At 57.9% G+C, this 13,916-nt stretch carries 16 protein-coding genes and 1 pseudogene; 5 read left to right on the top strand and 12 right to left on the bottom strand.

All coding sequences use genetic code 11. The features are described from left to right. Positions 1-12: 12 nt before the first annotated feature. The 6 genes and pseudogenes from BLM14_RS05015 to BLM14_RS04995 all read right to left on the bottom strand — a co-directional run bounded on the left by BLM14_RS05015 (position 13) and on the right by BLM14_RS04995 (position 3,433). Complete coding sequence (locus tag BLM14_RS05015; RefSeq protein WP_335672076.1) at positions 13-405, bottom strand: type II toxin-antitoxin system VapC family toxin; 393 nt, start codon at positions 403-405, stop codon at positions 13-15. A 9-nt stretch (positions 406-414) separates the two neighbouring features. After that, positions 415-660: pseudogene (locus tag BLM14_RS31500) on the bottom strand (type II toxin-antitoxin system prevent-host-death family antitoxin); the annotation flags it as partial. A 77-nt stretch (positions 661-737) separates the two neighbouring features. Then, on the bottom strand, positions 738-1,523 hold the full coding sequence (locus BLM14_RS05010) for an N-acetylmuramoyl-L-alanine amidase (RefSeq protein WP_157929475.1): 786 nt from the start codon (positions 1,521-1,523) through the stop codon (positions 738-740). Positions 1,524-1,700: 177 nt separating this feature from the next. Then, entirely contained in the window at positions 1,701-2,183 is a 483-nt protein-coding gene (locus tag BLM14_RS05005; protein WP_099998372.1) for a CreA family protein, read from the bottom strand. Positions 2,184-2,265: 82 nt separating this feature from the next. Beyond that, positions 2,266-2,898: a DapH/DapD/GlmU-related protein gene (locus BLM14_RS05000; RefSeq protein WP_099998371.1), complete on the bottom strand. Its 633-nt coding sequence runs from the start codon at positions 2,896-2,898 to the stop codon at positions 2,266-2,268. 175 nt (positions 2,899-3,073) lie between these two features. Beyond that, positions 3,074-3,433 (bottom strand): hypothetical protein, encoded by a 360-nt coding sequence (locus tag BLM14_RS04995; protein ID WP_099998370.1) that lies wholly within the window; start codon positions 3,431-3,433, stop codon positions 3,074-3,076. 210 nt (positions 3,434-3,643) lie between these two features. Between BLM14_RS04995 and BLM14_RS32415 the strand changes: the two genes are divergently transcribed. The 3 genes from BLM14_RS32415 to BLM14_RS04980 are packed head-to-tail and all read left to right on the top strand — an operon-like array spanning position 3,644 to position 5,314. Next, positions 3,644-3,772 carry a hypothetical protein gene (locus tag BLM14_RS32415; protein ID WP_099998369.1) on the top strand — a complete coding sequence of 43 codons (129 nt, stop codon included), beginning with the start codon at positions 3,644-3,646 and terminating at the stop codon, positions 3,770-3,772. 31 nt (positions 3,773-3,803) lie between these two features. After that, complete coding sequence (locus BLM14_RS04985) at positions 3,804-4,394, top strand: SCO family protein (RefSeq protein ID WP_099998368.1); 591 nt, start codon at positions 3,804-3,806, stop codon at positions 4,392-4,394. 26 nt (positions 4,395-4,420) lie between these two features. Beyond that, positions 4,421-5,314, top strand: a complete 894-nt coding sequence (locus BLM14_RS04980) for a 50S ribosomal protein L11 methyltransferase (RefSeq protein ID WP_099998367.1) — start codon at positions 4,421-4,423, stop codon at positions 5,312-5,314. Here the strand turns inward: BLM14_RS04980 and BLM14_RS30875 are convergent. Beyond that, entirely contained in the window at positions 5,311-5,451 is a 141-nt protein-coding gene (locus BLM14_RS30875) for a hypothetical protein (RefSeq protein ID WP_157929474.1), read from the bottom strand. The two genes, BLM14_RS04980 and BLM14_RS30875, sit on opposite strands and share 4 nt — an antisense overlap. Before the next feature lie 253 nt (positions 5,452-5,704). On the opposite strand from BLM14_RS30875, the gene BLM14_RS04975 reads away from it, so the two are divergent. Then, positions 5,705-7,555 (top strand): aminopeptidase P family protein, encoded by a 1,851-nt coding sequence (locus tag BLM14_RS04975; protein ID WP_100001040.1) that lies wholly within the window; start codon positions 5,705-5,707, stop codon positions 7,553-7,555. A 16-nt stretch (positions 7,556-7,571) separates the two neighbouring features. Here BLM14_RS04975 and BLM14_RS04970 read toward each other — a convergent pair whose 3' ends face one another. Further along, entirely contained in the window at positions 7,572-7,865 is a 294-nt protein-coding gene (locus tag BLM14_RS04970) for an AzlD family protein (RefSeq protein ID WP_099998366.1), read from the bottom strand. A 1-nt stretch (position 7,866) separates the two neighbouring features. Then, positions 7,867-8,613 carry an AzlC family ABC transporter permease gene (locus BLM14_RS04965; RefSeq protein WP_099998365.1) on the bottom strand — a complete coding sequence of 249 codons (747 nt, stop codon included), beginning with the start codon at positions 8,611-8,613 and terminating at the stop codon, positions 7,867-7,869. Positions 8,614-8,767: 154 nt separating this feature from the next. On the opposite strand from BLM14_RS04965, the gene BLM14_RS04960 reads away from it, so the two are divergent. Continuing rightward, complete coding sequence (locus BLM14_RS04960) at positions 8,768-9,112, top strand: cupin domain-containing protein (RefSeq protein WP_099998364.1); 345 nt, start codon at positions 8,768-8,770, stop codon at positions 9,110-9,112. Positions 9,113-9,118: 6 nt separating this feature from the next. On the opposite strand, the gene BLM14_RS04955 is transcribed toward BLM14_RS04960, so the two are convergent. From BLM14_RS04955 to recN, 3 genes are all read right to left on the bottom strand, one after another. Beyond that, a complete protein-coding gene (locus BLM14_RS04955) occupies positions 9,119-9,823 on the bottom strand; it encodes a DUF2461 domain-containing protein (protein ID WP_099998363.1) in 705 nt (234 codons plus the stop codon). After that, positions 9,820-11,964, bottom strand: coding sequence for an NAD-dependent DNA ligase LigA (ligA, locus tag BLM14_RS04950; protein ID WP_099998362.1), 2,145 nt, complete (start codon positions 11,962-11,964; stop codon positions 9,820-9,822). The genes BLM14_RS04955 and ligA overlap by 4 nt, the downstream gene beginning before the upstream one ends. Positions 11,965-12,231: 267 nt before the next feature. Beyond that, positions 12,232-13,911 (bottom strand): DNA repair protein RecN, encoded by a 1,680-nt coding sequence (recN, locus tag BLM14_RS04945; RefSeq protein ID WP_099998361.1) that lies wholly within the window; start codon positions 13,909-13,911, stop codon positions 12,232-12,234. Positions 13,912-13,916 lie beyond the last annotated feature (5 nt).

Raw genomic sequence — 13,916 nt, 5'->3', positions numbered from 1 at the left:
GATTGAGCGATGTTACGCCTGCCTGCTCAAAGGCAGATACATTGCGCGTTCAACAATCATGCCGTGCGCCACTGCTGTTGCAGCGATAAGGCCATCACGAACGGGGCGTGGGTCAGGCACATGAAGACGCGCGCTGCGTTGGGCAACAGCGGTATCGATAACCAGGATGCGTCCGGTAAAAGCCGGCAAGACAAAATCGTTTAGCCAGGTCCGCAATATAGAACCCTGTGATGAATCACGCCGTTCAACGAGCAAAACCCCGATTTCCAATTCCTGGATCGTTATCACAGATAAGTATAAGTGGACGGCATCGACGCTTTCAGCCCAAGCCGCAACGTTAGAGTTTGCCTTGCCACTGCGAATTTTGCGCAATTCAGATACGACATTGGTGTCGAGGATATACATCAGGAAAAAATCGGCCGACTGCGCAAGATCGCGGTTTTGAGGAATCTCAAGTTCGATATCTTCGACCCCTGGCATCGCCAGTAAGTCGGCAATTTTTGTGCACATACCACTGATTTTCTTATAGTCGTCGAACGTCAACAACACATGCGCTGGCCGCCCGCGATCCGTAATGAATACGGGCCCTGCTTTTGCTGCTTTTTTTGCCCCACTGGTATCCTGATTGAACTGACGGCTCGAAAGGGTTGTGATTGTCATGTTGGTACCTCGCGCGTAGTCATAATGTAGATATGTTGCTACAAATTTTTCAGAGCCAAAATACAATGATCGAAATGCTACCCTTCAAACAACCAATCGCCATGCACCCAGCCAGAAAAATCCGGTTGTCCTGCTGCCGTCAGCACGGAGACATAACGCCATTTGCTGCTGGCTTCATGCACCAGCACTTTTGTCCCATCGGACAATGGCGTCGGCCTGACCACGGGGAAAGAGGCGCCGGCACCGGAGCGGATGTTCAAACCACTGCTTGAGCGAACCACCATGACAGCGCCGCCACTTTCAGCTTCGCCTTTCACCTTTGCCTTGAACGCTTCCATGTCCCAGCCGGGGCCCGGATCGGATTTTCGGCCGGGCGCAATATCGTCATGACCCATGATGTCTTCGATGGGGTATTCGCTGCAGATAGCCTGTGCAACGGCAATCACTGTCTCGATCTGGGCCGCCGTGAACACTTCCCAGCCGCAATTGGGCACGCCGAATTTATGGCGGGCTTCAATGACCTTCAAGGCGTCAACCATGGCCCCTGTCCAGGATATCCAGCTTCCTGCGCTCTTGTTGAGCGGCCCCCAATTTTCGATTTCTATGCCAATCGCATGATTGTTCAAGCCGGAGTACTGCGCGCCATCCTGGCCGATCCACTGGCTCTTGCCCGCATGCCAGGCGACAACATTGAACGGGACGCACTGGGCGACAGACCCGTCGCGACGGACAACGAGATGCGCTGAGACATTGGCTGCCTTTTGCGCAAAGTATTTGGCGATATCAGCATCCGGCCCGCTCGCCGTGTAGTGAATAATCAGGAATTTGGGGCGCAGTTCACCGCCAATATTGGGTGATCCCACAAAATTCACATTGGACGAACCAACGCAGAGCTTATGATTCTTTATGCGAAAATTCATAACCAAACCTTTGAAAAGTTTGATTTATTCTGCATTGTGAAAAACAAAAATACTATTGGCCATTAGTATGAAATGCCGCCAATAAAACAGGCGGCATCCAGGAAACGGATTTCGGCAAGACTATTCCGGCTTGCCCTTTGCCCAGGTCACGTTCCCAGAGAAAAGCGGGATGGTCGAGATCGATGTCTTGGCCGAACCATCCTGGACCTGGCTGGCGTGGGCCAGATAGATGAGCGTATTATTCGCCTTGTCATAAATTCTCGTGATGATGAGTTTCTTCCAGATCAGGCTGGTGCGTTCGGAAAAAACCCGCTCTCCGTCCTCGCCGAGCTTGATGTCGTCAATCGTGATCGGGCCGGTCTGCTGGCAGGAAATGGAGGCGTTGGAGGGATCCTCGAACCAGTTACCCTTCTGCAGCCTGTCGATCATGCCTCGTGAAAACGAGGCGAGATGGCAGGTGACGCCCTGCACTTTCGGATCGCTGACCGCATCGATGACAATGTCATTGCCGAACCAGTCGACGCCGACCTTGCCGACCTCTTCCGCCTGAGCGGGCAGGATTGCGGCACCCAGAAGGGCCAGTGCAGCAAGTGTGCGTTTCATCGAAAATCTCCTGAAGTTGCGAACTGTGCCAGACACAGTTGGATACTATGCCGGAAGATTGCAAGCCGAACCCATGTGGCTGCTATCGTTCCCATTTGGCCAGAAAATCCTCGATGCAGAGTGACTGGATATCGGGAATGACCTCGAAAATGGTTGTCGTTGGCCAATCCCACCACGCGAGCCGCAGCAAGCGGATAACGATTTCCTCCGGGAAGCGAGGACGGATCAGCCGGGCCGGGTTTCCGGCGACGATCATGTAGGGCGCCACATCCTTCGTGACCACCGCATTGGCGCCAATAACGGCACCATGACCGACCTTGATGGCGGGCATGATAACCGCACCATGACCGATCCACACATCATGGCCGATGCTGACACGCTTGGCCTGCCTGCGAGCGCGAAAGGCATTATCGATACCCTGATAGCGAAAGAACTCATTTGGCCGGTAGCTGATCTTGTGCGTTGTCAGCCGTTCCATCGGATGTTCAAGGGCGTTGATGCGAACATTCGCGGCGATCGAGCAGAAGCGTCCGATATCGGCATAGATGCCCTCGCTGTGACGCTCGAAATAGGTAAAATCGCCAGCTGTCACATCGCGCAGAATTACGCGCTCACCCACCTCAGCATATTTGCCGAGCCTGACACCCTTCAATTGCGCGCTCGGATGAATGCGTGGCTGGTCGTTCTGAAAGCGCGGATCGTCATTGTCGGTCATGATTTTTCTCAAATGCTGCTTGGGCAATTGTTTTGCATAAAAAGTAATGGAATGACAATTCACCCAATGAAAACAACGTTCGAAGGGTCCTCAAGTGGCCCTTGGGCAAAATTTGACAAATGATCGCACCCGGCGCCGTCTTCGCGCGACAACGACATCGCGACTGGTTCGCGTGTCAATTGTGCAGATTTACGTCGACCAAAGCGCCACGCGCACTATACCGGCACTGGAACTTCTTGATCCCCTGGCTGCCTCTATTAACGGTTCCGTCGATCGTCACCGAACCATCGGCCCCAACGACCAGCGGCATGGTTTTGACGTACTGTGGACGCGTCCCATACATTCCCGCGACTTCACCACGACAATATGCGGCCTGACTGTCCTTCCTCAAGACCACGCCTTTTTCGGTTATCGTAACGGCTGGCGCCTCGTAGATCGAATCCGGTGCAACCATCGGCGTTCCCGATACTTTTGGTGGGACACAGCCGCCAAGCGCAATCGCGGATGCAACAACCGCCAAAGCAATTTTTCTCATTTCCGCCTCCCCCGACATCAATGCCGTCCAGCATAACATGTAAGATTTGAAATGTTTAGCGGCGCTTATTCGATCAGAAATGCGCGGGAGCCGGATTGGCAAATGCATCGATAGACTCTGCTAAATAGACCCTATCTTTGCTTTGCATAAATAGAGCCGAAATCCTATATTCAGGCCATGAAAACGTCTTCGCCCGTCAGCGCACCCAGAATGATGCTCTATGCAGTGTTTGCGCTCGGCGCCGCTATTGCATCCGGGCTGACCTTCGCTGCCTGGTTCAACCAGGGCGATTCCATCTTCCTGTCCCTCATCAATGCAGGCCTGGCGTGGTGCATGTAGTAGCCACCCCGCGGCTCCAGAGTTTCTATCCATGAACAAACGTCTGATACCTTTTTTGGTCGTGGCGATCGCGCTTCTTGCGTCCGCAGCCGGATGGATCGCGTTCCAGTCTTCGCGCCAGTCGGCAAGCGGAAATCAGGGTCCATTCGGCACCGCGTTCCAGCTCACGACCATGAACGGTGAGTCAATCACCGAGGCAGCGTTCCGCCAGAAGCCTTCAGCCATCTTCTTCGGCTTCACCCATTGCCCGGATGTTTGCCCGACGACCCTGTTCGAGCTCGATGGCTGGCTCAAGAAGCTGGGCCCGGAAGGCAAGGACATCAACGCCTATTTCGTCACTGTGGATCCCGAGCGCGATGACACTGCGACAATAAAAACCTATGTCAGCAATGTATCCGACCGGATCATGGGCGTCACTGGCGATCCAGACAAGATGGCCGCCATGCTCAAGGGCTACAGCGTCTATGCGCGCAAGGTCCCCGGGGAAGGCAATGACTACAGCATGGACCATACCGCCTCGATTTTCCTGCTCGATAGCAAGGGCGGTTTCTTCGGTACCATTGCCTATGGCGAAAATCCTGATACGGCTGTCGAGAAATTGAAACGTCTCGCCAAGAGCTGACCGTATACCCGAAAGCCTGTTTCCTGATGACCACCCAGACCCGCCTTTTCCTCACTGCCGGCAAGATCGAAGCCGAGCGCGTGTTCACCATGCTCGAACGCGCCTTCGAGGAAGATGGCCTGCCGATCTCGACCTCCGAAATCGATGAGGATCGCGAGATATTCGAGGTTTCCGTTTATACATTCGAGCCGGACGAAATCGAGCCGCGCATCATGGATGTGCTCGGCAGCGACGCCTTTGGCCTGGAACTCAAGCGCGAACAGGTACCGGACATCGATTGGGTGGCACATTCGCTGGAAGGGCTGAAGCCGGTCCGTGCCGGACGGTTCTTTGTGCATGGCTCCCATGACCGCGACAAGCGCCGCATCAACGATCTCGGCATCGAGATCGATGCGGGACTAGCCTTCGGCACTGGCCATCACGGAACCACGTCAGGCTGCCTCGACATGATTGGCCAAGTGATCCGGCGCGAACATCCGCGTAATGCGCTCGATCTCGGTACAGGCAGTGCGGTGCTCGCCATCGGCATTGCCAAGCTCGCCCCCATACCCGTCCTGGCGACGGACATCGATCCGATCGCCGTTGCTGTGGCGCAGGAAAACGTGGTGAAGAACGGCGTTGCCGCACGGGTACAGACGGAAACCGCGACAGGGTTTCACCATCCGGCAATGCGCTTTGCCGCGCCGTTCGATCTGATCGTCGCCAATATTCTGGCTCGGCCCTTGATGCAGCTGGCACCCGAGATGCGCAAACATCTTGCCTGGGGCGGTTCGCTCATCCTTTCAGGCATTCTGGAAACACAGCGCGAAAAGGTTCTCGCCGCTTACCGCGTCCAGGGGCTGTTCCATCAGAAAACGCTACGCCGCGAAGGCTGGGTTACGCTGCACCTGAAAGCCAATGCGGCGCATAAGGCAGCCTAGACGTAGTAGTTGATGTGCCTGGTTCTCTCGCGCGTCCCGTCAATGGAACGAACGACGTACCTTTGCATCTGGGCTGTGCGGTAGGCGATAAGATTTTCGAGCGCTGTCTTGAAAAAACCACGGATCTTGTATGCCATCTCTCATCTCCATGATCATATGGTGGCAACCGATCCTCCCATTGCAAAAGGTAGTTGATTTGGGTGTTCGCAAACCAGCGACGTTCCTGCATGGCAGCCATGTATATTGTGCATATGCGAAGAAATAATTGTGCAATGCAATCGTGCTTTGCTCGGTGTTTAACGGCAGAATCCCGTTGCTAAGTCCACTCCTCCATTGCACGCGCGAGGGCGGGGAGATAGGTTTCGACCTCTAACAGCAGAGGTTCCAGTCATTATGTTCCAGTCGTTTGAGGTCACAAGCAATCCAGCCACCGCCGCGCCCCGCGTTGCCAGGCTGCGTGCTGAACTCGAGAACCTTGGCCTTGACGGTTTTCTCGTGCCGCGTGCCGATGAGCACCAGGGCGAATATGTGCCCGAACGGGCCCGCCGCCTTGCCTGGCTGACCGGGTTCACCGGTTCGGCCGGCGTTGCGCTGATCATGAAAAGCAAGGCGTACCTGTTTGTTGACGGGCGCTACACATTGCAGGCCGCCGAGCAGACGGACGCAGAGATCTTCACCATCGAAAGCCTCGTCGATACCCCGCCACCCGTGTGGCTGCGCAATGCCGAAAAGAAATTCACCATCGGCTTCGACCCGTGGCTGCACACCATCAGCGAGACCAAGGCCCTGCGCGAGGCTCTTGAAAAAAATGGCGGCAGTCTCGTTGCGGTCAAGGATAATCTGGTGGACATGATATGGGACGATCAGCCTGCCCCACCGCTCGAAGCCGTCACCATTCAGCCGGAGAAATATGCGGGCAAGCTTGCCAGCGAGAAGCTGCACGAACTGGCCGAGACCGTCGCCAAGGCCAAGGCCGATGCGACCGTTCTGACGGATCCCTCGTCGATTGCCTGGGCGTTCAATATTCGCGGCAATGACGTCAGCAACACACCTCTGCCATTGGCTTTCGCGCTGCTTCCCGCATCAGGTGAACCGCTGCTCTTCATCGACAAGCGCAAGCTGCCGATCGAAACGGAGGCTTATCTCACGCAACTGTCGACATTGCGCCCGCCCTCAGCGTTGGAGGGTGACATTTCGGCTTTCGCCGCTGAAGGCAAGACCGTGATGCTCGATCCAGCGCTGGCGGCGGACAAGTTGCGCCTGATCATTGAACAGGCTGGTGGCAAGATCGTCGATGGCCTCGATCCTGCGCGTCTGCCGCGTGCGGTGAAGAACGCCGTCGAACTTCAAGGCGCGCGCAAATCGCATGAGCGCGATGGCGTGGCGATGGTGTCTTTCCTTTCGTGGATCGACGAACAGGCACCCGGTACCATTGATGAGATCATCGCAGCGACCAAACTCGAAGAAACCCGCCGCACGGTGGCTGAGGGCTTCCAGATGCCGCTGGCAAACCTCTCCTTCGACAGCATTTCCGGTGCAGGACCGAATGGCGCCTTCGCCCATTACCGCGTCAGCACAGCGTCGAACCGCACATTGGAGGATGGCGAGCTTTACCTGATCGACAGCGGCGGCCAGTACCGCGATGGCACCACCGATATCACCCGCACATTGCCGGTTGGCAAACCGACCGATGACATGAAGCGCAAGTTCACGCTCGTGCTGAAAGGCATGATCGCCATCACGACCGCGCGCTTCCCCAAGGGGACGCGCGGCATGGATATCGATGTTCTCGCCCGCATCGCGCTATGGAAGCAGGGTTATGATTACGGCCATGGGACCGGCCACGGCGTCGGCTCGTTCCTATCGGTGCATGAAGGACCGCAAAGCATCTCCAAGCGCGGCGTGCAGGAACTGCTGCCGGGCATGATCCTCTCCAACGAACCCGGCTACTACAAGCCCGGTCCCGGCGGGTATGGCATCCGTACGGAGAACCTGCTGATCGTCACCGAACCGGAAGTGCCGGAAGGCGGAGACATTCCAATGATGGGCTTTGAGACCATCACACTCTGCCCCATCGACAAGCGTTTGATCGACACCAGCCTGCTGGTACGCGAAGAACTGATCTGGCTCGATGCCTATCACGCGCGCGTTCGCGAGGCCCTGCTGCCGCACACGGATGGCCCGGCACGCGAATGGCTTGTAGCCGCGACCGAGCCGTTCGGTCACGAACACAAGGGCTAGAGCAAGTTTTGTCTAATCAGGCGAGTTGGCGCAGCAGGATGATCATTGCTGCGCCGGCAAGAAACATGGTCAGCGCATTGTAACGCAGGGAAATCACCCCGGCGAAGGCCAGCGCCACCAGACCGCGCCAATCGGCAGTAGCAGCCGCGGGCGCGACCAGCGTCGTCAAGACTGCGGCCGGCACCGCATTCAACGCCACTTCGACACGCGGATGGATGCGCTCGAAGCGCGACAGCACCAGATGACCGCCAATACGGGTCATGAACGTCAGAACGGCGCCGGCAATGGTGATCCAGAAAATCGACGACATATTAGCGTTCCCCTCGTACTTTTTCCGGCTTGGCGACGATCACCGCCACCAGAATACCGGCCAGAGCCCCGATGCTGACGTGCCAGGGCGAGCCGATCGTCTTGTAGGCAATGATCGAGGCAATCGCGCTGGCAATAACGATCGGCGCCCAATTGTCACGCTTGCGAAAGCCCATGACCAGTCCGAGGAAATAGATCGGCAACAGCATGTCGATACCAAGAGCGTGCGGATCGGAGATGAGATTGCCGAAAAGACCGCCGATCCACGCTTCGAGCACCCACATCACATAAATCGGCGTGGCGACGCCCAAGTACCAGATGAAGGTCACCGGTTTCCCGGATTCCGCTCGCTTTTCGGTTTCCGCATATTGCGGGTCGGTCAAAAGGAAATAGCTGAGAGCACTCTGCAGTGGTTTGAAATGGCCGATGCGCCGCCCTACTGCGGCCGAGTAGAGCACATGGCGGAAATTGACCGCAAAAATGGAAAAAACGATCAGCCAGGCCGGGATCTTTTGGCCGAAGAGTTCGATACCAACCATCTGACTTGCACCGCCGAAGATAGTCGCGCTCATCAGCACGGCTTCGAACACGCTGAACCCGTTGTCGACGGCAAGCGCGCCGAACAACAGGCCGAATGGCGCCGACGCAACCATGATGGGCAAGCCTTTGGCAAAACCTTCCCAGAATTGCGACCCAGAGCCGGTTGAGTCGGCTGGGCCCGATTCTCGTTGATATATTCGTTCGTCCATTGGTCTGCTCTAGGCCAGGTTCGCAGGGCTGTCACGTGAGATTTGTTGATCGATACTATCAATCTTGCTGCAATGAGGCGCGGCCCTCGCCCTTCTTGTCACGTCGATGACCCGTAGATAGGTTGCGTTCGGGAGCATCAAAGGGAGAAAAGCCATGGCGCATGTCATCGATCGCGACGTCTGGGCGCATCATCCGGAGCTTTGGCAGGGAGAAGTCACCGGCAGGCCCTATGGCACCAATGTATCGATCATCTTCAATTGCCAGGAACGTATCGGCGCTGGTCCGCGCCTACACAAACATCCCTACACCGAGACATTCATCATCCGCAAAGGCCACGCCCGCTTCACGGTCGGCGGCGAAATCATCGACGCCCAGGAGGGCCAGATCGTCGTCTCGCCGGCCAATACACCGCATAAATTCGAGAACCTCGGACCCGGCGCACTCGAGACGATCGATATCCACGCCAACGATGTTTTCGTCACCGAATGGCTCGAGTAGCTGCGATCAGACTACCAGCGTCCCTTCAATCGCCCTGCCCCAGTCAATCAATGGCTTTGCCCTCACGGCAAAGTCGAGGAGATCATCGGCAAGCTTTGGCGATGTGATGCTGGCGGGATCGATAGGGAAGCGGACGACGAAGTTCCGGTTGCGCAGTGCCTCGATCAGGTCCGGGTCTGTCACCGCTTCAAAACCTCGCGGCGTGCGCTTCAAGCAGTCGTTGTCTTTGATCTCCAGCCCGTTCTTTGCCAAGGCTTTGACCATGGCACGGTATTTTTCCGGCTTCTCGACAATGGCCTTGCGCATGGCAAGGAGTAGTTCCGGTTTCTGCTGCCACCAGGCGACGGCAGCATAGCAGCCACGATATTCCTCAAGGCCAATGCAGACGTAGAAGCAGCCACTCTCCGCCCATTTGTTGCCATCGGGCGACAACAGCGCAGACAGGTGCCGGTTATAGGGGCTCTTGTCCTTGGCAAAACGCGTATCACGCTTGATGCGGAATTGCGATTTCTTCCGGTCCCCCCGGAACGGCAGGCCGGCCCTCTCGAAGCGCACCAGCAGATCCTCAACCAGATCGCCGAGTGGTTCATAAAGATGCGCCTCGAACAGGTCCTTGTTTTCCAGGAACCATTCGCGGTTCTGGTGGAAATCCAGCGCCTTGAGAAAAGGCAGCGCCTTGTCGCCAAAGCCTTTGAAAACTACTTCGCTCATGCGCCCACCAGTGTGAACCAGGCGTCCTCATCAATGACCTCTATGCCAAGACTTTGCGCCTGCGTAAGTTTCGAGCCCGCACCAGGACCGGCAACCACGAGATCGGTTTTCTTCGAAACGGAACCAGCCGTCTTGGCGCCGTAGCGCTCAGCCATGGCCTTGGCCTCGTCGCGCGACATGCGTTCAAGCGAACCGGTGAAGACAATGGTCTTGCCTACCACCGGCGAGTCGCTGACCGTTTTTACTTCCTCGTCGAGTGGTGTCACCTCGGCCAGAAGCGCCGCAAGTGCCTCACGATTGTGCTCCTCGGCATAGAAGTCGACCAGCGCCTCCGCGACGATGCTGCCGATACCTTCAACCTCGTTCAACTCACGCCATGCGTCATTGCCCTTGTCGGCCCTGTCCTTGGGCGGCACCGCCGCCATTGCAGCATTGGCAAGCGCTTCATAGGAGCGATAGGCCTTTGCCAGCCGCTTGGCGTTGACCTCGCCGACGTGACGAATGCCAAGCGCGAAAATAAAACGGCTCAAAGAAACTTCGCGCCGGTCGTCGATCGCTTCATAAAGCTTCTTCACCGAGGTCGCACCGAAACCATCAATGTTTTCGAGCTTGGTCAAGGAGTTGGCCTGGCGTTTCTTCAACGTGAATATATCGGCGGGCGTGCCTATATGCAGCGCCGGATCTTCGGACTTGAAGAAGAATTCCACCTGCTTCTCGCCAAGGCCCTCGATGTCGAAGGCATTGCGCGAAACGAAATGGCGGATGCGCTCCACCGCCTGCGCCGGGCAGATCAACCCGCCGGTGCAGCGCCGCACCGCCTCGCCTTCCTCGCGCACCGCGTGGGAACCGCAGGCCGGGCATGTGTCCGGGAAGACATAGGCCGATGGCCCGCGCGGTTTGTCCGCAACGATGTCGACGATCTGCGGAATGACATCGCCGGCGCGCTGCACCACGACCGTGTCGCCAACACGCAGGTCGCGGCCCTCGCGGATGGGTTGGTCATTCTGTCCGATGCCCTTGATGTAGTCCTCATTATGCAGCGTCACGTTGGTAACGACGACGCCACCGACCGTGACCGGCTCAAGACGCGCCACCGGCGTCAGCGCGCCGGTGCGGCCAACCTGAATATCGATGCCCCTGAGGATCGTCATTGCCTGTTCGGCCGGGAATTTGTGCGCAATCGCCCAGCGCGGACTGCGCGAGACGAAACCGAGCCGCTGTTGCAGCGCGAGGTCATCGACCTTGTAGACTACCCCGTCGATGTCATAGCCGAGCAAGGCACGTTGTTCCTCGATCTGGTGATAATGCTTCACCAGCGCTTCGACCGTTTCGAAACGCTGCATCAGCGGATTGACGCGGAAGCCATAGGATCTGAACGCGTCGACCATGCCCATTTGCGTCGAGGCCGGCATCTCGCTGACCTCACCCCAGGCGTAGGCGAAGAATTGCAGCGGTCGCGAGGCGGTGATCGTTGCGTCGAGCTGGCGCAACGAGCCCGCCGCCGCGTTGCGCGGATTGGCGAATATTTGTTTGCCCTCTTTGGCCTGCCGCTCATTGAGCGCGGCAAAATCCGCATGGCTCATATAGACCTCGCCGCGTACCTCGAGCACATCAGGCGGGCTGTCACTCAGCACATTCGGGATGCTCGCGACCGTGCGAGCATTGAGCGTGACGTTCTCGCCGGTAGTGCCATCGCCGCGCGTCGCCGCCGTTACCAGCCGTCCGAGTTCATAGCGCAATGAAAGCGACAGGCCGTCGATCTTGGGTTCTGCCGTGATTCCGATCTTCGCATCCGAAGCAAGTTTGAGAAATCGCCGGATACGGCCGACGAAATCCTCGACGTCACTGTCGTGGAATGCATTGTCCAGTGAGAGCATCGGCACGACGTGCGTGACCTTGCCGAACTTTTCCGAGACACTGGCACCCACCTTGTTCGAGGGCGAATCCTCGCGCCTCAAATGTGGAAAGCGCTGCTCGATGGCGAGGTTGCGCCGCCGCAGCGCATCGTACGCCGCATCCGAGATGATCGGTGCATCTTCGGTATTGTAGCGGTAGTCGTGCTGGGCAATCTCGGCTGCGAGACGGCCAAGCTCCTCGGCGGCTTCCGCCTCGCTCAGGTGTTCTACGGGATTGTCTGCCATGTCTAATGTCTAATTGTTGCTCATTGTCATCTGTTCAACGTTATCCATCCTTTGGCGGAAGAGAAAGCGATTCCAGCATCTTGGTGAATTATTGGTTCTGGCTTTTTATCATCCTGCCTCCCGTTCTTGTTCTTAGCGTGAAGCCGGAGGCGAGTGCCTGGCTGCACGTCGGGCCATTGGTTGCGGCCATTTTAGTTGGCTACTACGCCTTTTTCAAAAGGGCATCGGGAATGCCGTCAAGACCGCGCGTTCACGGGCCTCGGTCGCTCAGGAAGCGGCAGCAGCGTTTTCGCGTAACAGGCGCACAGCCGCGGCGCGTGCTTCGTCGGTAACGCTCGCACCGGCAAGCATGCGAGCGATTTCCTCCTGCCGGTCGCCCGTTTCCATGGCGCGGATCGATGTCGCCACACGGTCATTGCCGGCGGCCGCCTTGGCAATGAGAAAATGCGTCTGCGCCCGTGCCGCAACCTGCGGCGCATGGGTTACCGACAGCACCTGCACCTGCCCGGCGAGACGCCGCAGCCGCTGGCCGATAGCATCGGCAACGGCACCACCCACGCCCGTATCGATTTCATCGAACACCAGCGTCGGGGCTGAGCCGCGATCGGCAAGCGCCACTTTCAGCGCCAGCAGGAAACGCGAAAGCTCGCCGCCGGACGCGACTTTCATCATGGGGCCGGCACGGGTGCCGGGATTGGTCCGCACCCAGTACTCGACCGTATCGATACCATCGGATGTGCGGTTCTGCGGATCTGTTGCCATCTCAACAATGAATTCCGCCCGTTCGAGTTTCAGCGCGGGAAGTTCGGCCATGACAGCCTGTTTCAGATGGTCGGCGGTTTCGCGGCGGTCCACTGAGAGCGCCAGAGCTGCCTGATCATAGGTCTCGCGCGCCGCGACGGCTTCCTTTTCCAATGCAGCAAGGCGTTCTGCACCGGCGTCGATATCGGCAAGGTCGGCGTCCATGCGGTCCCGCAGAGCGGGGAGATCATCGACCGCAACCGAGTATTTCCGCGCGGCGGCACGAAGCGCGAACAGCCGTTCTTCCGTCTGTTCGAGCACACGCGGGTCGAAGTCGATGGCGCGAATCGCCTGTTCGATACCATTCTGCGCTTCGGCCAGCGCATTCAGTGCCTCATCAATCGCCTTGACCACAGGCTCCAGCAATTGCGGTGCCTCCGGCACCTTGCGCTCGAGCCTCCGAACCAGACTGGCGAGCGAGGGCACGGGCGACGCATTGCCGGAAAGGACCTCGTTAGCATCGTTGACATCGCCTGCGATCTTTTCCGAGCGCATCATGTCCGTGCGCTTGATTGCCAGCGTCTCTTCTTCCTGCGGTTCGGGATCGAGCTTGGCAAGCTCCTCGACCGAGGCGCGCAGGTAATCAGCCTCGCGTGTCGCCGCTTCCACCTTGGCGCGGTGACGAACCAGGGCGTGCTCTGTATCGCGCCACGTCTTGTGCAGCGCCCGGACAAGCGCAGCTTTGGTTTCCAATGCGCCGAACGCGTCCAGCAATGTGCGGTGGATATCGATGTCGATCAGGGCGCGGTCGTCATGCTGACCGTGGATTTCAACGAGCCTGCGGCCAAGCTCCTTGAGCAGCGTGACGCTTGCCGCCTGGTCGTTGATGAAGACGCGGCTGCGGCCATCGGCGGTCTGGACGCGGCGCAGGATGATGTCGCCGTCGTCGTCGATATCGTTTTCGCGCAACAGGGTGCGCGCCGGGTGGCTACCCATCACGTCAAAGACAGCCGTAACCTGTCCCTGCTCTGCACCGTGGCGCACGAGGGAGGCGTCGCCGCGTGCTCCAAGCGCAAGCGACAAGGCATCGAGCAGGATGGATTTACCGGCACCGGTCTCGCCGGTCAGTACCGACAAGCCTTCGCGAAACTCGATGTCGAGCCGTTCAATCAGAACAATATCGCGGATCGACAGATGCGAAAGCATGATCG

Origin of the sequence: Phyllobacterium zundukense (assembly GCF_002764115.1) — a bacterium.
In the GTDB taxonomy this organism is placed as follows: domain Bacteria; phylum Pseudomonadota; class Alphaproteobacteria; order Rhizobiales; family Rhizobiaceae; genus Phyllobacterium; species Phyllobacterium zundukense.
The sequence above is the reverse complement of the archived record's forward strand: the minus strand, read 5'-3'. Positions and strand labels throughout refer to the sequence as shown.